At 58.9% G+C, this 18456-nt stretch carries 16 protein-coding genes and 3 tRNA genes; 13 read left to right on the top strand and 6 right to left on the bottom strand.

Annotation, left to right across the window (positions count from 1 at the left end; translation table 11 throughout):
- Positions 1 to 51: 51 nt before the first annotated feature.
- Positions 52 to 1212 (top strand): acyl-CoA dehydrogenase family protein, encoded by a 1161-nt coding sequence (locus tag QZ268_RS06750; RefSeq protein WP_295450037.1) that lies wholly within the window; start codon positions 52 to 54, stop codon positions 1210 to 1212.
- Position 1213: 1 nt separating this feature from the next.
- On the top strand, positions 1214 to 2833 hold the full coding sequence (locus QZ268_RS06745) for an AMP-binding protein (protein ID WP_295450035.1): 1620 nt from the start codon (positions 1214 to 1216) through the stop codon (positions 2831 to 2833).
- Positions 2834 to 2899: 66 nt separating this feature from the next.
- On the opposite strand, the gene QZ268_RS06740 is transcribed toward QZ268_RS06745, so the two are convergent.
- Positions 2900 to 3484, bottom strand: coding sequence for an NAD(P)H-dependent oxidoreductase (locus QZ268_RS06740; protein WP_295450033.1), 585 nt, complete (start codon positions 3482 to 3484; stop codon positions 2900 to 2902).
- A gap of 161 nt (positions 3485 to 3645) precedes the next feature.
- Between QZ268_RS06740 and QZ268_RS06735 the strand changes: the two genes are divergently transcribed.
- Positions 3646 to 4227, top strand: coding sequence for a TetR/AcrR family transcriptional regulator (locus QZ268_RS06735; RefSeq protein ID WP_295450031.1), 582 nt, complete (start codon positions 3646 to 3648; stop codon positions 4225 to 4227).
- Between the two features lie 16 nt (positions 4228 to 4243).
- On the opposite strand, the gene QZ268_RS06730 is transcribed toward QZ268_RS06735, so the two are convergent.
- Positions 4244 to 4879, bottom strand: a complete 636-nt coding sequence (locus QZ268_RS06730) for a glutathione S-transferase (RefSeq protein ID WP_295450028.1) — start codon at positions 4877 to 4879, stop codon at positions 4244 to 4246.
- Positions 4880 to 5072: 193 nt separating this feature from the next.
- Here QZ268_RS06730 and QZ268_RS06725 point away from each other — a divergent pair, with 193 nt between their 5' ends.
- The 4 genes from QZ268_RS06725 to QZ268_RS06710 all read left to right on the top strand — a co-directional run bounded on the left by QZ268_RS06725 (position 5073) and on the right by QZ268_RS06710 (position 6498).
- A complete protein-coding gene (locus QZ268_RS06725; protein WP_295450026.1) occupies positions 5073 to 5645 on the top strand; it encodes a histidine phosphatase family protein in 573 nt (190 codons plus the stop codon).
- Positions 5646 to 5718: 73 nt separating this feature from the next.
- Positions 5719 to 5794, top strand: a tRNA-Val gene (locus QZ268_RS06720).
- A gap of 457 nt (positions 5795 to 6251) precedes the next feature.
- Positions 6252 to 6328: transfer RNA gene (locus QZ268_RS06715), tRNA-Asp, on the top strand.
- Between the two features lie 93 nt (positions 6329 to 6421).
- Positions 6422 to 6498: transfer RNA gene (locus tag QZ268_RS06710), tRNA-Asp, on the top strand.
- Positions 6499 to 6669: 171 nt separating this feature from the next.
- Here QZ268_RS06710 and QZ268_RS06705 read toward each other — a convergent pair.
- Positions 6670 to 6891: a hypothetical protein gene (locus QZ268_RS06705; RefSeq protein WP_295450023.1), complete on the bottom strand. Its 222-nt coding sequence runs from the start codon at positions 6889 to 6891 to the stop codon at positions 6670 to 6672.
- Positions 6892 to 7099: 208 nt separating this feature from the next.
- Positions 7100 to 8488 (bottom strand): M20/M25/M40 family metallo-hydrolase, encoded by a 1389-nt coding sequence (locus tag QZ268_RS06700; RefSeq protein ID WP_295450021.1) that lies wholly within the window; start codon positions 8486 to 8488, stop codon positions 7100 to 7102.
- A gap of 528 nt (positions 8489 to 9016) precedes the next feature.
- Here QZ268_RS06700 and hemA point away from each other — a divergent pair.
- The 3 genes from hemA (at position 9017) to ispG (ending at position 12886) form a co-directional block, all read left to right on the top strand.
- The gene (gene hemA, locus QZ268_RS06695) at positions 9017 to 10240 is read left to right on the top strand and encodes a 5-aminolevulinate synthase (RefSeq protein ID WP_295450018.1); all 1224 of its coding nucleotides are present in this window, start codon (positions 9017 to 9019) and stop codon (positions 10238 to 10240) included.
- A 130-nt stretch (positions 10241 to 10370) separates the two neighbouring features.
- Positions 10371 to 11585, top strand: a complete 1215-nt coding sequence (locus QZ268_RS06690) for a helix-turn-helix domain-containing protein (protein ID WP_295450015.1) — start codon at positions 10371 to 10373, stop codon at positions 11583 to 11585.
- A gap of 170 nt (positions 11586 to 11755) precedes the next feature.
- Positions 11756 to 12886, top strand: a complete 1131-nt coding sequence (ispG, locus tag QZ268_RS06685; protein ID WP_295450012.1) for a flavodoxin-dependent (E)-4-hydroxy-3-methylbut-2-enyl-diphosphate synthase — start codon at positions 11756 to 11758, stop codon at positions 12884 to 12886.
- A 91-nt stretch (positions 12887 to 12977) separates the two neighbouring features.
- Here the strand turns inward: ispG and QZ268_RS06680 are convergent, their stop codons facing one another.
- Both QZ268_RS06680 and QZ268_RS06675 read right to left on the bottom strand, forming a co-directional pair.
- A complete protein-coding gene (locus tag QZ268_RS06680) occupies positions 12978 to 13748 on the bottom strand; it encodes a DsbA family protein (RefSeq protein ID WP_295450008.1) in 771 nt (256 codons plus the stop codon).
- Complete coding sequence (locus tag QZ268_RS06675) at positions 13745 to 15121, bottom strand: M48 family metalloprotease (RefSeq protein WP_295450005.1); 1377 nt, start codon at positions 15119 to 15121, stop codon at positions 13745 to 13747. The genes QZ268_RS06680 and QZ268_RS06675 overlap by 4 nt, the downstream gene beginning before the upstream one ends.
- On the opposite strand from QZ268_RS06675, the gene QZ268_RS06670 reads away from it, so the two are divergent.
- The 3 genes from QZ268_RS06670 to QZ268_RS06660 all read left to right on the top strand — a co-directional run.
- Complete coding sequence (locus QZ268_RS06670) at positions 15120 to 16265, top strand: aminotransferase class I/II-fold pyridoxal phosphate-dependent enzyme (protein WP_295450001.1); 1146 nt, start codon at positions 15120 to 15122, stop codon at positions 16263 to 16265. The genes QZ268_RS06675 and QZ268_RS06670 overlap by 2 nt on opposite strands.
- A gap of 91 nt (positions 16266 to 16356) precedes the next feature.
- Complete coding sequence (locus QZ268_RS06665; protein WP_295449997.1) at positions 16357 to 17592, top strand: N-acetylmuramoyl-L-alanine amidase; 1236 nt, start codon at positions 16357 to 16359, stop codon at positions 17590 to 17592.
- Between the two features lie 230 nt (positions 17593 to 17822).
- Positions 17823 to 18456, top strand: a 634-nt coding sequence (locus QZ268_RS06660; RefSeq protein WP_295449995.1) for a biosynthetic peptidoglycan transglycosylase, incomplete at its 3' end; no start/stop codon positions are given.

Genomic DNA, 18456 nt, shown 5'->3' with positions numbered 1-18456 from the left:
GGATGCCTCCGGCGGAGGTATTTTAGGTAAGATGAAGAGAAGGGGTGACAGATGGCAGACCGGACGTTTTTGAGCTGGCCGTTCTTTGAGGATCGGCACCGGGAGCTGGCGCATGAGTTGGACCTTTGGGCTGGACAGAATCTGGGTGACATTGATCACGCGGATGTGGACACGGCCTGTCGCAACCTGGTTGCTGGGTTAGGGGAGGCCGGATGGGCGCAGCACAGTGGTGCGATGGCGGGGGAGAGCTTGGATGTGCGCAGCCTCTGCCTAATCCGGGAAACCCTGGCGCGCCATGACGGGTTGGCTGATTTTGCCTTTGCGATGCAGGGGCTTGGCACCGGGGCGATTTCGCTGTTTGGCTCTGAGGCCCAGCAGGCGGAATGGTTGCCACTGACCCGCAGCGGTCAGGCGATTTCCGCCTTTGCCTTGACCGAGCCGCAGTCGGGATCGGATGTGGCCAATTCCACCATGACCGCGACACTGGATGGTGATGACTATCTGCTGAACGGGGAAAAGACCTGGATCTCCAATGGCGGCATTGCCGATGTTTACACGGTGTTTGCCCGCAGTGGTGAAGCGCCGGGGGCCAAGGGGCTTTCTGCCTTTATCGTGCCTGCAGGACTGCCGGGCTTTGAGGTGGTGGAGCGACAGCAGGTGATTGCGCCGCACCCCCTGGCGACCCTGCGGTTTACCAACTGTCGCATCCCCAGGTCGGCCCTGTTGGGCCAAGCGGGGGGTGGTTTCAAAATTGCCATGTCGGTGTTAGATGTGTTCCGTTCGACGGTAGCGGCGGCGGCGCTTGGCTTTGCTCGGCGGGCGTTGGATGAGGCGCTGGAGCGGGTTTCAACCCGGCAGGTGCAAGGGGCGCCGCTGTTTGATTTGCAGATGGTGCAGGGACATATCGCCGATATGGCGCTGGACGTGGATGCAGCGGCGTTGCTGGTGTACCGCGCTGCCTGGGCCAAGGACAGCGGCGCGGCGCGTGTCACCCGCGAGGCCGCCATGGCCAAGCTGTTTTCCACGGATCAGGCGCAACAGGTCATCGACAAGGCGGTGCAGTTGCATGGCGGCGATGGTGTGCGCCATGGTCAGAAAGTCGAGGAGCTGTACCGCGATATCCGGGCTTTGCGCATCTATGAGGGGGCCTCGGATGTGCAACGGGTGGTGATTGCCCGGCAGACCCTTGGTGCCTATCAAGGAGGGGCGTAAAATGTTGGGAGTTTCGGCACATAGCGATACATTTACCCGCGATAACCTACCGCCAGAGGAGCAATGGCCGGAGTTCATGCTGGCGGGGTTTGACTATCCTGAGCGGCTGAATGTCGGGGTTGAGCTGACAGATGCCATGGTGGCCAAAGGATTTGGCGATCACATCGCGCTGATCGGCAATGGCAGGCGGCGCACCTATAAGGAGCTGGCGGACTGGACCAATCGGCTGGCCCATGTGCTGAGCGAGGATCTGGGGGTAAAACCCGGAAATCGTGTGTTGATCCGCTCTGCCAACAACCCTGCCATGGTCGCCTGTTGGCTGGCTGCCACCAAGGCTGGGGCGGTGGTGGTCAATACCATGCCGATGCTGCGCGCCGGAGAGCTGGGGCAGATCGTCGACAAGGCCGAAATCACCCATGCGCTTTGTGATACCCGGCTAATGGATGAGCTGGTGACCTGTGCCAAAACCTCGGAGCATCTGAAATCGGTTGTTGGCTTTGATGGCACCTCTAACCATGACGCCGAGCTGGACCGTTTGGCGCTGGAAAAGCCGGTGAACTATGAGGCGGTGCAGACCGGGCGCGATGATGTGGCGCTTTTGGGCTTTACCTCGGGAACCACCGGCTCTCCCAAGGCGACGATGCATTTTCACCGGGATCTGTTGATTATTGCCGATGGCTATGCCCGCGAAGTGTTGGATGTGCAGCCCGATGATGTCTTTGTGGGTTCGCCTCCTTTGGCCTTTACCTTTGGGCTGGGGGGCTTGGCGATTTTTCCGCTGCGGTTTGGCGCTGCTGCAACCTTGTTGGAGAATGCGTCCCCCCCCAATCTGATCGAGATCATAGAAAAATACCGCGCGACGGTTTGTTTTACCGCGCCGACGGCCTACCGGGTGATGTTGCAGGCGATGGAGGAGGGGGCGGATCTGTCTTCGCTGCGGGCGGCGGTTTCGGCGGGCGAGACCCTGCCTTCGCCAGTCTATGAGGCCTGGATTGCCCAGACCGGCAAGCCGATGCTGGACGGGATCGGTGCCACCGAGATGCTGCATATCTTTATCACCAACCGGTTTTCCGACCACCGCCCCGCCTGTACGGGCAAGCCTGTGAACGGCTATCAGGTCCGCATCCTCAACAGCGACGGCACTGAGGCCCCGCGCGGAGAGATTGGACGGCTGGCTGTCAAAGGCCCGACCGGCTGTCGCTATCTGGCGGATGATCGCCAGGCCGCCTATGTGCAGGATGGCTGGAATGTGACGGGGGACAGTTTCAGGATGGATGAGGCGGGCTATCTGCATTTTGCCGCCCGCAATGATGATATGATCGTCTCGGCTGGCTACAATATTGCGGGCCCGGAGGTGGAGGCCGCGCTGCTATCCCATGAGGCGGTGGCGGAATGCGCGGTGATTGCGGCGCCAAACGAGGCGCGCGGCTCTATCGTCGAGGCCCATGTGGTCCTCTCCGCGGGGCATATGCCATCAGAAGCCCTGGTGAAGCTGTTGCAGGATCACGTGAAGGGCAGTATCGCGCCGTTCAAATATCCCCGCTCGGTGGTTTTTGCCAAGGAGTTGCCAAAGACCGAAACCGGCAAGATCCAGCGTTTTCGCTTGAAGGCCGCGCAGTAGGCAGAGGGGGCCGGAGGATCGCTACGCCGTGATGTGGCAAGATCCGGCCCCAATCCGTTGTCCACCTTACGTGGCCTTTGCGGCCAGTTTTTCGATCTGCGTAAGCCAGCGTTTTAAAGTTGTGGGTTTTGGGTGGGATGCAGCTGCAAAAAAACTGCTTTTGACCGGTTTTAGACCAATAAACCCAAGAATTTGGCGCTCGGTTTGGCGCAGCATGGCGTTGCTGTATAGCAGCCACATGAGAAACTTGGGGGTGTCTGACGTGACAATGACGCGACCACTGCGCCCTTTTAGCATCGGGGCCGGCATGCCCATCTTGGTGTTGCGGGTGTCAAAGGCCTTGCCCGGCAATAAGGCGCGATCAAACAAGCCTTTCAGTTTTCCCGGCAATCCTCCCCACCACATAGGGGTGGTCATCACAAAGTGCTCGCACCATTCCAGGTTGTTGAAAAAGCTATTTAAATCCGGCTCAAGTGGTTTGACCTCAGTATAGCCCGCATAGCCATGGTCGATATCAAAATCCAGATCATGCAGGTGCAGGATGCGTACTTCATGGCCATGTGCCTCTGCGGTGCGTGCATAGGAAAGGCTCATCGCTTTGTTGAGAGACGTCTCGGCGGGGTGGCCGTTCAAGATAAAGATTCGGGTCATTCGGGGCTCCAAACTGGCTAATAATTGACTGCGGTCATTTATTGGTGTAAAAAATGACTGCGGTCAATTAAAAAATGACTGCGGTCAATTTTGCGTGAGGTTTGGGTTTGGAATTTGACCATTCCAACCGAACGTGGCAGCAGGAGAGCATGGTGAGACAGATGCAAAAGAGAACTCTGGAGACGCGGGCCCGGCTTGTCGCTGTTGCAACGGCTTTGGTGGCGGAAAACGGCTATGGTGCCCTGCGCACAGAAGAGGTTGTTCAAGGCGCAGGTGTTGCCAAGGGCACGTTCTTTGCGCATTTCAAAGACAAGGATGCGTTGATGGACCTGTTGATCGGGACTGGCATCGATCAGCAGCTGGATCAGCTGGCCAAGGCGCCTGCGCCCAGAACCGTTGAGGAGCTGGTTGCGTTGCAGCAACCGTTGCTGCGCTACATGACGCAGGAGCGCTATGTTTTTGATGTGATTTTGCGATTGTCCGGCGCCGCCGCCGTGGCAGAGATTGGCACAATCGCCACCACCTTTGGCCGATACCTGGAGCTCACAACCCGTTGGTTCGAAGAAGGGCAGTTCCGCCAGGATATTTCCGCCGAGCTACAGGCTGAGGGCATGCAGGGCTTTGTTACGCAGGCTATGGCGTTGTATTTCTGTGCTCTGCATGAGGATCAAAGCATGGAGGCCAGGCTGGTGGTCTATCTGCGGGCTTGGCTATGCCCGCGCGGGGGCCAGACCGCGGTCTGACCCTCCTCAGCCCCCGTTACCGCTTGGTCGGTGCCTCGGGAAACAGCGTCGCCGCGTCGCCGTCTTGCCATTTGGGGTACTTATGCATGATCGCTTCAAACCTGCTGCTGCTGATAAAGCGGTCCAGCCAGGCCTGAAGGTGGGGCCAGGGCTGTTGATCGAACCAGGGCTTGTCGATGAATGCGAACTGCCGCACGAAGGGCAAAATGGCGTAATCCGCGAGGGAGGCCTCGGTAAAGATCCAACGGTCAATCGTCTGGTCAAGATCTGAGAGGAACCCGGCGGCTTTTTGGCGCTGTTCGGTTGCGTCCTCATCCGGGTAGCGGCTGGCATATTTGGTTCGGTCCAGGGCCTGTTTGAAGGGGCCATCGGCTTTGGCAATCCAGCCCCAGCCAGTCTCGGGCATTGCCAGCCACTGTTCTGGATCGTTGCGACGCAGTGCCCAGACCATAATGTCGAGGCTTTCATCAATCACCTGCTCAGCGGTCTGCAAACAGGGCACCGTGGCGCTGGGCGAGGTCGCCAGAAAAGCGGCAGGCTTGTCGCGCAGCACAATTTCGCGCAGTTCAACAGGCTGTGCAGCCGAGGCCAGGGCGAGGCGTGCCCGCATGGCGTAGGGGCATCTGCGAAAGGAATAGAGCGTGTGGGTCATGGGCAGCTGCGTTTTCTGTTTCTGGTAAAGAGCAGGTCTTTGATCCTGTCTAAAAGGCCGCAGTTTTTTCGCCTTGTCGAGAGGCAGTTTTCTTGGGGCGGGGCAGGTTTCTCCGGGGCTTTCCTTCCAGGCGGTGCAGCGCTAAATATGACGGGATTTTCACCACGGTATTAATAACAGGATCTGAGGTCACATGACGTCCTTTCCCAAAATCTGGTTTTTGCGTCACGGGCAAACCGAGTGGAACGCCGAGAAACGTATTCAGGGGCAGCTGGAATCGCAGCTGAGCCCCCTGGGGCGATCCCATGCGCGCCAGCAGGCGGAGCTGATGCGGCCCATATTGGCACAGGAGCCGACCTGCTACGTATCGCCATTGGGGCGGGCGCGGGAAACGGCGGAGATTGCCCTGGGCGGGGCTGAGTGCATCATCGACCCACGCCTGGCTGAGGCCCATGCCGGCGATCTGCAGGGCATGACCTTGCCAGAGGTGGAGGCGCAGCTCCCTGAAATCTGGGCGGCAAACCCCTCTCATCTGGATCTGTTCTGCGCCGCCCCCAATGGCGAAGGCTATGGCAACTTCCATGCCCGCATCCTGTCTTTCATGCAGGTATTGACCGAGCCGTCGGTTGTGGTTGCCCATGGATTGCTGGGCCAGGTGATGCGCGGAATTGTTCTGGGGCTGTCGCGCCAGGAGATGGCAAAACTGTCAAACCAGCAGGGCTGTATCTATGTTCTGGAGGAGGGGCGTGAACAGCTTTTGCAGTAATCTGACTTTTTTGCAAAAAATGCCTTTTCCCCTCTTGCGCCTGCCTCGGTCTTTGTCTAAATCCCCGCTTATCGGGTGATTAGCTCAGTTGGTAGAGCGCTTCGTTTACACCGAAGATGTCGGGAGTTCGAGCCTCTCATCACCCACCATACTCCCCCCCCAAGAAATGAACAAAATATCCCCACCCTTCGGGGCGGTGTCTTGCGGTAAATGGCGGGGCCGTATGTTGTCGCTCTCCAGGCGGGCAGTGAGACGCTGTTGCGGCACAAGATCAACGTCAAACCTTGCATCTTGGGGGGGCTTTGACCCTTCCTTTTGTGTTTCTCCCGGGGGGGGCTGCACATCCTTGGCCGCTTTGCTGCTGCAGGTAGGCTGTGAAATGCGCGCGACGCTGGCAGGGCAGGGCTGCCACAGGTGGGCGCCGGATTTGGTGGATGCCTTTTCGGCCGGGGCGCCCTATTTGAAATGATGAAAATCAAATAGTTACATTGTTTTTGGCATTTTTTTCGACCAAAGCAGCGAAAATACCAAAACACCGCTTGACGATCCCCGAGCGCTGGGAATATTACAGCCCAACATTCAGCAGCGATGCTGGATGGGCAGCACGCGGTTGTAGCTCAGCTGGTTAGAGTACCGGCCTGTCACGCCGGGGGTCGCGGGTTCGAGCCCCGTCAACCGCGCCACTGCTGCCTGTCTGATTTGGGCATACCAAATCCCGCTCCGGATGGAGCCGCCTCGGATGAGGGTGGTGGTTAAGGCCACTATGAAGAAAATGCGCGGTTGTAGCTCAGCTGGTTAGAGTACCGGCCTGTCACGCCGGGGGTCGCGGGTTCGAGCCCCGTCAACCGCGCCACTTTTCTCATTCATCACGTGTTGAACTTTTGAATGTCTAGATTGGCCACTCCTGTTGCGTGGGCGCGATCTGGTCTGACCAAGGATTCGTGCCTGCGAAACGGCAAACAGCCCCCGAAGGGGCTGCAGTATGGCGATCCATTGATGTTGGTGCGCGAATCTCTCGCGCCTCTTAGGGGGTGGGAGGAGTGGGCTCGGCCTCAGTGTCATGGCGCCAGGCGGTTAGATCGGAATTGACCCATTTGGTCAGTCGCTCCATATCCAGTTTCTGTTCGCTTTCCAGGTGGCGCAGCAATACGCGCACCCCATGTTGATAGCCCGCGCGGTAGCTTTCTTCTGGATCGCTCTGGATGCCTTCAAAGCCGGCGGGACGTTTGTATTTGCTATGTGGCATTACCTGTTTCTCCATTCGCATCGATCTGTGCTGTTCAGCGCAGTCTCGCAAGAACTGGCTAAACTTGTCTTAAGCAGGTTGATTTGGCGGGAGAGGGCGAGCGTATATCACGCGTAAATTTGGTTTCTGCGGGGGCAAGCTGACAAATTCGTGTCGGATCACCTGTTTGCAGGGGCCGGTTTGGACACCAGCCCCTGCGCGTCTTTGATTACTTGGTCAAGGCGTCCAGGATGCGGGCCCAGGAACGGGTGCCTTTGTGGAAGCTCTTGAGGTCGTATTTTTCATTTGGGGAATGGATGGCGTCATCTTCATTGGCGTATCCCACCAGCATTGATTCCATACCCAGAATGGATTTGAAAAATCCGGCAATCGGGATGGATCCACCCATGCCGCAGAACACGGCTTCGCGGTTCCATTCGTCGCTGAGCGCACCACGCGCGGCTTCAAATTCAGGACGGGTGATATCCATCACCGAGGCGCGCGAGCCTTCCATGTCATTGTCCCAGATGACCTTGCAATCGGGTTTCAGCTGGGCCTCGACGTGATTGCGCAGCTTGGTGCGCAGGGCATCCGGATCCATGTCCCCCACCAGACGGCAGGTGATCTTGCAATGGGCCTCGGAGGGGATCACGGTTTTGGAGCCGGCGCCATTGTAGCCGCCCCAGATGCCGTTGATTTCCAGCGTTGGGCGCGCCCATTGCTGTTCAAGGATGGAATAGTCCTTTTCGCCATGGGCCTGGGTGTAGCCCGCATTGTCGAGGTAGTCTTTGGCCTCAAACCCCGATGCTTCCCATTGGCGCAGCAGTTCGGCGGGAACCTTTTCGACACCTTCATAAAAGCCATCAACCGCAACGGCGCCGGTTTCCTCGTTGTAGAACGACGCAATGATACGCGACATTTCCCGCAGCGGGTTGAGGCCGGGACCGCCGTAATGGCCGGAATGCAGATCAATCCGCGGGCCGACCAGAGTGAATTCATCCTTCAGCATACCGCGCAGCTGCGACGAAATTGATGGCACCCCGCGGGAAACCATCGAGGTGTCGCAGATCAGTGCTAGGTCCGCTTTCAGCTCTGCCGCGTGCTCTTGCATAAAGGGGATCAGCGAAGGAGAGCCGCTCTCTTCCTCGCCTTCAAAGAAGAAGGTGATGCGGCAGGGCAGGGTGCCATGAATGGCTTTCCAGGCACGGCAAGCTTCGACAAAGGTCATCAGCTGGCCTTTGTCATCCGAAGCGCCGCGGCCCCGGATCACCGTGCCGTTTTCGGTCTCTTCCAGCTGGGGCTCAAAGGGCGCTGTTTTCCACAGGTTCAGCGGGTCAACGGGCTGCACATCATAGTGGCCGTAAAACAGCACATGTGGGGCATCTGTATTGTCCTCACCGATGTGGCCCACCACCATGGGGTGGCCGGGGGTGGGGCGTTTTTCGGCTTTGATGCCAATGCTGTTCAGGTCCGAAACCAGCCAGTCGGCTGCCTTGTCACATTCTGCCTTATAGGCGGGGTCAGTGGAAATGGACTGGATTCGCAAAAGTTCCAGCAGCCGCTGGGTCGCGGCGTCCAGGTCTGTATCAATTCGGTCAAGCACGTCGTTGAGCGACATTCGGGTCTCCGGCAAATAGGGTGGTTCAAAGTTTCGATTGATCGGACCCTAGCAGCCTCCCAGGCGGGGGGCCAGATCTGCGCGGGGGATAAGCGGGAGCGGATTCTGTCAGAAAGGGGGCGGCGCTTTTTTCAGGCATCGCAGCCCTGATAAGGGAGCGCGAATCCCCTGGTTTTGCCCTGGATTGTGCCAAATTTCAGGGCTGCTATCCTGCGGACATGCGCCGGATCATGGGGCGCAGCAGCGGGGATTTGGTTTCCAATAGGCAGCAAGCCTACCATTTGTCGCAGCCGATGTGGCGCAAATGGCGGTAAAGGGGGCGCGGGGCTTCTTGTCGATCTTTGGTTATAGGTCTATTTGACCTGTATCAAAGTAGTGCAGGGCTGCGGTGCGTATCCGGTTGATATAAGAGTGCGCATTTGTTACTCATTCACGAATGCGAATGGGTCAGCGACCTGCAAACTGCGTGACATATACACAGCCCGCGCTGCTTAACGATCGGCGCCTTAGATAGCTATGGAGAAGCCGGTGGACTATTCCGCGAAACTTGATGCCGCCATTGATCGTCTGCACGAAGAGGGGCGCTACCGCACCTTTATCGACATTGAACGTAAGAATGGCCAGTTTCCCCACGCGGTCTGGACGCGCCCTGACGGCGGCAGCCAGGACATCACGGTTTGGTGCGGCAACGACTATCTCGGCATGGGGCAGAACCCGGTTGTGTTGCAGGCCATGCATGAGGCCATCGATGCCACCGGCGCGGGGTCTGGCGGCACCCGCAATATTTCCGGCACCACGGTTTATCATAAACGTCTGGAGGCCGAACTGGCGGATCTGCACGACAAAGAGGCGGCGCTGCTGTTCACCTCTGCCTATATCGCCAATGATGCGACGCTTTCGACGCTGCCAAAATTGTTTCCGGGCCTGATCATTTATTCTGACGCGTTGAACCATGCCTCGATGATCGAAGGGGTGCGCCGGAATGGCGGCGACAAGCGGGTGTTCCGCCACAATGACGTTGCGCATCTGCGGGAGCTGCTGGAGGCGGACGATCCTGCAGCGCCCAAACTGATCGCCTTTGAATCTGTGTATTCGATGGACGGTGATTTTGGCCCAATTGAAGAGATCTGCGATCTGGCGGACGAATTTGGCGCTCTGACCTATATCGACGAGGTCCATGCCGTGGGTTTGTACGGCCCCCGCGGTGGTGGCGTTGCTGAGCGGGACAATCTGGCCCATCGCATCGACATTATTAACGGAACTCTGGCCAAGGCCTTTGGCGTCATGGGCGGATATATTGCGGCCTCAGCAAAAATGTGCGACGCGATTCGCTCCTATGCGCCGGGCTTTATCTTCACCACATCCTTGTCCCCTGCGGTTGCAGCTGGGGCGGCGGCCTCTGTGGCCTATCTGAAAGAGCACCCAGAACTGCGTGAGAAACACCAGGAACTGGCCAAGGTTCTGAAACTGCGCCTGAAAGGTCTGGGACTGCCAATTATTGATCACGGCAGCCATATCGTTCCGGTAATTGTCGGCGATCCTGTTCACACCAAAAAGCTCAGCGATATGCTGCTCTCCGAGTTCGGTCTTTACGTGCAGCCGATCAATTTCCCCACCGTGCCACGGGGTACCGAACGGCTGCGGTTTACCCCGTCACCCGTCCATGGACCCTCCGAAGTCGACCACCTGGTACAGGCGATGGACAGTCTTTGGTCGCATTGTGCGCTAAATCGTGCCGAATTGGCGGGCTAGAGCACAGATTTGTGTTCAAAGCACTTGAGTGTGTTATATTTCCATTAATGAAAAGGTGCGAACGAATCGCGGGGTGATTCGTTTAGCGCCGAAGATGTCGAATGCGGCAGGCTATGATGGGACAGCGGGCATGATTAGGCGCCTCACTTTGCGCAAGTCGAAGGAGCATGAGCAAATCTCAGCTCCGAAGAGTTTTGATGACTATGAGTTGCGCCTCGGTGATATGATGCGTGGCGAACGGGCGACCATGGGGAAATCGCTTCTGGACGTCCAGCGCGAGCTCCGCATCAAGGCGTCCTATATAGCCGCAATTGAAAATTCAGATCCTTCCGTTTTTGATACACCCGGTTTCATCGCGGGCTATGTGCGGTCTTATGCGCGGTATCTCAATATGGATCCCGAAGTCGCCTTTGATACCTTCTGCCGCGAAAGCGGCTTTGCCGTTGCCCATGGCATGTCTTCCGAGGCCTCTTCGCGCAAGGTGGTTGCCGCTCCGATTACCACGAGTGGTGGGTTGGGAAACGGTGCCTTCACGTCGCCAACGACGCCTTTTGCCCCCGCAGCGAGTGGTGTTTTTGCCCAGATTGAACCACGTGCCATTGGTTCGCTGATGGTGCTGGTGGGATTGATCGCCGGGATTGGATACGGCGGTTTGAGCATCCTGAAAGAAGTGCAGCAGGTGCAATTTGCGCCAGTTGAGCAAACGCCACTGGTTTTGGCCGATGTTGACCCGCTTCAGGGCGCGCGCCGCAGTTCCGATGCGTCGTCCGTTTCCGTGGATGAAACAGATATCGCGGCGGCCGCGCTGGACCGTCTGTATCGCCCACAGGCGCTGGATGTGCCGGTTCTGGTAGCGCGCGACGCGCCTATTGCGACGCTGAACCCTGGTAGCCTTGGCAATTTTGCCGTGCCGGAATTGCCCAGCTTCACACTGGCAGAGGCAAGCCTGTCGTCGTCAGAACCAGCTGGACTGGCAGTTCCACAGGTTGTTGAACCGGTATCGCCTGGCGTCGAAATGGTGGCCGTGCGTCCCTCTTGGGTGCAGGTCACTGCCGCAGATGGCTCTGTTATCTTTGAAGCCATCATGAATGCAGGCGACAGTTTCTCGGTTCCGCTGACAGAAGAGGCGCCTAAGCTGCGCACCGGCGAAAGCGGCGCAATCTATTTTGCTGTCAATGGTGATCATTTTGGTCCGGTTGGCAACCGTGGTCAGGTAAGCAAAAATGTCGATCTATCGGTGGGTGGCGTGTTGGACCGCTTTGAGGTTGCTGATTTGAGCGATGGGAAAAACAGCGCCCTTGCAACTATGGTTGCGGCCCTGCAAACCCAGCCTGTCTCTGAGTAGAGACCATAAAACCCGGCTATATTGGCGGCTACCGCCGATCTGCCCTGCGTTGACATCTTCCCGGCAAAAGAAAACCCGTCTGTTGTGGGTGCGGTAGGCCCCCACCCATTGCAGCGCCAGTGCAGAGCCCTTAGTTAAACCTCAACGAGGGTCAACCGGGATCAGCCTGCATGTCGATGAATCACATTCGCCCCTGGCGCAATATTGAGCGCCGCAAAAGCCGTCAGATCCATGTCGGTAAGGTCCCCATTGGCGGGGATGCTCCCATCGCGGTGCAGACCATGACCAATACGCTGACCACGGATATTGCGGCCACCATTGCCCAGGTTCAGGCCGCAGCCGAGGCTGGGGCGGATCTGGTGCGGGTCTCGGTGCCGGATGAAGCCTCCTCCAAAGCCTTGAAGGAGATCGTCGCCGAAAGCCCGGTCCCCATTGTTGCGGATATCCATTTTCACTACAAACGTGGCATCGAGGCCGCCGAGGCGGGCGCGGCCTGCCTGCGGATCAATCCCGGCAATATTGGCGACGAAAAACGGGTGGCCGAGGTGATCAAGGCGGCGCGCGACCATGACTGTGCAATCCGTATTGGCGTCAATGCCGGCTCATTGGAAAAACACCTGCTGGAAAAATATGGTGAGCCCTGTCCCGCCGCCATGGTTGAAAGCGGTCTGGACCACATCAAGATCCTTGAGGATCATGATTTCCACAATTTCAAGATCTCTCTCAAGGCGTCCGATGTCTTTATGACCGCCACGGCCTATCAGCAATTGGCCGATGCCACCGATGCGCCAATCCATATTGGGGTGACCGAGGCCGGCGGCTTTGTGTCCGGCACCATCAAATCGGCCATCGGGCTGGGCCAGTTGTTGTGGATGGGCATTGGCGACACCCTGCGCGTCAGCCTCTCGGCGGATCCGGTCGAAGAGGTGAAAGTGGGTTTTGAGATCCTCAAATCTCTGGGGCTGCGCCATCGCGGCGTCAATATTATCTCCTGCCCCTCCTGCGCGCGGCAGGGGTTTGACGTGATCAAAACCGTCGAGGCGCTGGAACAGCGGCTTGCCCATATCCACACGCCGCTCAGCCTGTCGATCATCGGCTGCGTGGTCAACGGACCAGGTGAGGCGCTGATGACCGATGTCGGCTTTACCGGCGGCGGTGCTGGCTCTGGCATGGTCTATCTGGCAGGCAAGGCCAGCCACAAGATGAGCAACGAAGCCATGGTGGATCACATCGTCGAAGAGGTGGAGAAAAAGGCTTCTGAGATCGCCGCCAAAGAGGCGCTGGAGGCCGCGGGGGACTGATCCCGCTCCCAGTTGGCCCGGGCGGGCCTGTCTCCACATGCAAAAGGGCGCCAGTTTAGGCGCCCTTGTTTGTTTTGTTTGTCCGGTTAGATCAGCTGTTTTCTTCGCGCTGTTCATCCACCAGGATTTTCATCTGATCCGCAGGCAGATATCCCCGCAGCAGTTGGTTGCCGAGCACAAAGGTCGGCGTGCCGGAAATGGCCAGGTTCTGTGCCAGAGCGCGGGTGCGGCGCAGCTCATCGGTGACGGCATCGGAATCCATCGCGGCCAAAATGGCATCCGCGTCGATCGACAGCCCTTCGGCCAAGCGGCGCAGGGTGACTTCATTCAATTCGCTGCTTATTTCAATCAGCGCGTCATGGACCTGTTCATAGGCCTCATCCCCGGCCACCTGTTTTGTGGCAACCGCAAACCGGGAGGCAAAGACCGAGGCCTCTCCCAGAATGGGGAATTCTTTGACGATGAGCCGGATATTACCGTCAGCCTGAAGGAGCTTGGCAACTTCTGGTGCCGCTTTGCGGCAGTAGCCACAGCGGTAATCCATAAATTCAACCAGGGTAATATCGCCCTCAGGGTTGCCACCGACCCAGGAATAGCCATCGTTGTGCAGCTCTTCCAAATTGGCAGCAACCATGGCTACATCCCGGTTGGCCTCGTCTGCTGCCTGTTGCTGTTCCAGCAGATTGACAGCCTCCAGGATCACCTCGGGGTGTTCCATCAGATAAGCCCGCACTTCGGCCCCAAAGGCAGCGCGTTCCTCTGCGGTCATTGCACCCAGTTCAAAGGCCTGCGCCGGAAGGCTGCCCAAAGCGAGCGCCGCAGCAGTTGCGACCCCGGTGGCCATGCGCGAAAGAGGTTTCATCGTCGTTTCCTTTTTTGACTTTGTTCATAGGCCAGCACAACATCCTGCGCGCGGCGCCAGGTGGCAGAGCCACGTGGCAGCAGCGCCACTGCACGTTTTGCGTGAAGGCCTGCATCTTCAAAACGCCCGGCAAGAGCGTAGCGTTCGGCAGTCACCAAAGCTGCCATACCGTTTTGTCCGGTCTTGGCATAGGCCTGTGACATATCCCGCAACAACAGCGCATTGCGAAAATCCAGACTGCGGGACCTCTCCATTGTTTTTAAGGCCGCAGTTGCCGCTCCAGCCGCCAGTTGCGCCCGCCCATAGCTGGCCAGAACCAGGGGTTCAGAAGCGGCAAGTTGCACCGCACGGGCAAAGCTGTTTTTTGCCGCGTTCCAACGGCGGTTTTCAAACAGAATTTGACCTTTGAGTTCATGGTAGAAGGCATCATTGGGGCGGATAGAGAGGGCGCCATTAATGCCGCGCAGTGCCTTTTGTAGGTCCCTGCGCCGATGGTAGGCAACGGCCTCACGCATCAGGCGAATATCCCTGTGCGGCTCTTCCTTGGCACGGCGCAGGCTCCATTTGGGGGCGCGTTTGAAGGCAGAGAGCTTGCCGCGTATGCGGGCAAACCAATACTCGTCCTGAGGGTCAGGGGCGCTCACGCGGCCATGGGAGGTCACAAAGGCCTCGGCGGCGCGGATCCGGTCCCGGCTTAAGGGGTGCGAGCGCATGTAGGGATCCTGGTGCGCGGCGCTGAGCACTTCCTGGCCGGCAAAAATCTTGTGCAGGTCCACCAGCCCCTGTGGATCAATACCAGCCGCCTTGAGATAGCGTGCGGCGGCGCGATCCGCTGAGGATTCTTCGGCGCGGGTATGGGACAGAAACCCCCGCAAGGCAGAGGTCTGCGTGCCAATGGCGATGCCGCCTGCGGCCTCACCGGCGCCTGCAGCAGCGGCCAGGGCGGCAAGGGCCAGACCCAGCCCGGCAGCGGTGCCGGCGGATTGCAGGTTTTGCATTCTTCGGGCAATGTGCCCATTGGTAATATGGGCCGCCTCATGGGCAATCACCGCCTGCAGCATTTCAGGGCTGGAGACCTTTAGGATCAGGCCGTAGTTGATAAAAATTGCACGGCTGTCCAAAACAAAGGCATTAAACTGGGAGTCATTTACCACCAGAATGCGCAGGCGTTTTGCGTTCAGACCAGCGGCGCGCAGCACAGGGGCGGCCAGCCTGGACAGGCCCTGTTCGATATCCGCATCCCGCAATAGCGTGATCGTCGCCGCCTGGACACAGGTGGCGGTATAGACGAGCAGGCAAAACACCACGGCCGGGATTGACGCCAGCCGAGAGAAACGGTCAAAAGTCATGCGCGCACCATGGGAGATCATCATGCGAAACTCAAGCAGATCAAACGTCGATCCCTTCATTGTGATGGATGTGATGGAGGCAGCCCGCCAGGCCGAAGAGCAGGGGCGCCACATCATCCATATGGAGGTGGGGCAGCCCTCGACCGGGGCGCCGATGGCGGCGCGGCGGGCTCTGGCGGATGCGCTGGAGGACAATAGTCTGGGCTATACCGTGGCGCTGGGTTTGCCCGCCCTGCGCCGCCGCATCGCACGGCTGTATGGCGAATGGTATAATGTTGATCTGAACCCGGACCGGGTGGTGGTTACGCCAGGGTCGTCCGGCGCTTTTCTACTGGGCTTTACCGCCCTGTTTGACAGCGGCGACCGGGTTGGCATTGGCGCCCCGGGATACCCCTCCTATCGTCAGATCCTATCGGCGCTGGGGCTGACCCCTGTCGATATCGAGACCGCGCCGGAAAATCGGCTGCAGCCAGTGGCCGCTGATCTGGAAGGGCTGAACCTGGCCGGGCTGATGGTGGCGTCGCCGGGCAATCCCACGGGAACGATGCTTGATCGCGGGGCAATGGGCAGCCTCATCGACGCGGCGCGGGCGCAGGACGCGTCTTTCATTTCGGATGAGATCTACCACGGCCTGGAATATGAGACCAAGGCGGTCACCGCGCTGGAGCTGACGGATGATTGCTATGTGATCAACTCCTTTTCCAAGTTCTTTTCCATGACCGGCTGGCGGGTTGGCTGGATGGTGGTGCCCGAAGATCAAGTGCGGGTGATCGAACGTCTGGCGCAGAATATGTTTATCTGCGCCCCACATGCCAGCCAGGTCGCAGCCCTTGCGGCGCTGGATTGCCAGGACGAGATGCGCGAAAACCTTGCGGTTTACGCCCGCAATCGCCAGCTGATGCTGGAGGGGTTGCCTGCAGCTGGCTTTGACAAGATCGCGCCGCCGGATGGTGCCTTTTATGTCTATGCTGATGTGTCTGACTTGACCACAGACAGCCGTAGCTTTGCCGCTGAAATCCTTGAAAAGGCGGGTGTAGCTGTGACGCCGGGTCTGGATTTTGATCCGGTCCGCGGCGCCACCACGCTGCGGTTTTCCTATGCACGCGGCACGGCGGATATCAAAGAGGGCCTTTCCCGGCTCAAGGCCTTTATGGCGGCGCGTGGCTGAAACATGCAAACGGTTAGGCAGGCAGTTTGATCTCTCCTCCGCGCGGGAGCTAGGATAGGACAAAGCCATAAACACAGGGCAGGGGCAGTACATGGGCAGATTGAACGCGGCGGTGACGGCCCTTTGGTTGGGCGGGCTATGCGTTATGGGGTCTTTGGCCTCAGCGCAGGAATTTAGCGGCCTGGCACGCGTCACCAGCGAGGTCTCGCAGATCAGCGATACTGGTGACGGCGCGCGCCTGCAGCTGGGACTGAGCCAGGGAGTGCCGTATCGGCTGTTCACCCTGGATGAGCCCGCGCGGCTGGTGCTGGACTTTCAGGAGGTCGACTGGAGCGGGCTCGACCCGGAAGCATTTTTGAGCGGCGAGGCTGTGGCCTCGGTGCAATTTGGCACCTATGTGCCCGGCTGGTCGCGGCTGGTGCTGGAACTCTCTGAACCGATGGTGGTTGCCGCGGCGGCGCTGGAGGTCGATCCGGTGACCGCGGCTGCGGTGCTCAAGCTGGACTTGCAGGCCAGCACAGCAGAAGATTTTGCCAAAGCGGCGGGCGCGCCGCAGGATGCCCGTTGGGATTTGCCAGCGCCACAGGTTTTGGACGTCGCGCCCCACCGGGATGAAAACGCGCCGCTGCTGGTGGTGCTGGATCCGGGGCATGGTGGTATTGATCCTGGGGCCAAGGCTGCGAACGGTGTCGTCGAAAAAGATCTGATGTTGCAGTTTGCGCTGGAGCTGGGCGAGGTTTTGGTGCGCTCGGGTCAGTTTGCGGTTCAGGTCACCCGGGATGGGGATTATTTTGTCTCGCTTGAGCGGCGCACCGCGCTGGCGCATCAGGCAGGAGCGGATTTGTTTATTTCCTTACATGCGGATTCGCTGACACAGGGGCACGCGCATGGCTCTACCGTCTACACCCTGTCGCAAGAGGCCACGGATGCGGCCTCGGCCAGCCTGGCAGAGCGCCATGATCGCGCCGATCTGCTGTCGGGCACCGACCTGAGCCACACAGATGATCTGGTTGCCGGGGTTATGCTGGATCTGGCGCGACAGGAAACCCAGCCTCGCAGCGAAGCCCTGGCACGGGCCCTGGTCGCCGGGCTGAAGGCTCAGGGTGGGCCGCTTAATCGTAAGCCGTTGCGATCTGCCGGGTTTTCGGTGCTGAAATCCGCCGATATCCCATCAGTTCTGGTGGAGGTCGGGTTTTTGTCCAGCCCTCGCGACCTGGCCAACCTGCAAGACCCTGATTGGCGTCGACAAACCGCAACTGCAATGCTGAAAGGTCTGATTGATTGGCGCATAGAGGACGACGCGCGTCGCGCTTTGGTACGCCAATAGGCCAAATGCGCTGTCGTCAGACCTGATGACAGCCCTGCGACAGACGTAGCGGGCTCTGCATGGATTTTTTTGTTTCCGGTGGTTGCAGGTTTTGAAGAGAAAAGGCAAAGACCCGAGGGGCATTGCATGGCGTTTTTCCCCCTGTGACGGCATCTTTCCGCTGTTTCCGCTTTTGACCCCAGGCCGTCGCCCTCCTATATAGACGGCACCCCGCGAGAAAGGCAGCATCCGTGCTCAGGTTTATTCTATCCTTCTTTGGTTCGATCTTCAGCACCGTAACCCTGGGCATTGCCATGGTTGCGCTGACACTGGGAGCGATTTTCTGGATCTATGGGCGTGACCTTCCCAGTCATGAATCCCTGTCGCAGTATCAGCCACCAACCATCAGCCGGATTTATTCTGGCGAGGGGCGGATGATTGATGAATTTGCCAAGGAACGGCGCCTGTTCACCCCTTCGGCGGAGATACCGGATTTGGTGAAACAGGCGTTTATCTCGGCTGAGGACAAGAATTTCTATTCCCACAATGGCTATGATGCCCGTGGTATTGCCGCCGCCGCAGTTGAGGCGGTGCGCTCGCGCGGGGATAACGTGCGCGGGGCGTCGACGATCACCCAGCAGGTGGTCAAGAACGTCTTCCTGTGGCAGGGCCGCTCCTGGGTCCGCAAGGGCCTGGAGGCGGGGCTGACACCGCTGGTGGAGGTGCTCTGGCCGAAACGGCGGATCCTGGAGGTCTACCTGAACGTGGCCGAGACCGGTGAAGGCCTGTTCGGTGTCGGTGCGGCGGCACGGCGACGCTTCGGGACGACGGCGGCCGAGCTGTCGCCCGTGCAGGCCGCGCGCCTGGCGGTCACCCTGCCGAACC

It is taken from the genome of uncultured Pseudophaeobacter sp., from assembly GCA_905479575.1.
GTDB lineage: Bacteria > Pseudomonadota > Alphaproteobacteria > Rhodobacterales > Rhodobacteraceae > Pseudophaeobacter.
The sequence above is the reverse complement of the archived record's forward strand: the minus strand, read 5'-3'. Positions and strand labels throughout refer to the sequence as shown.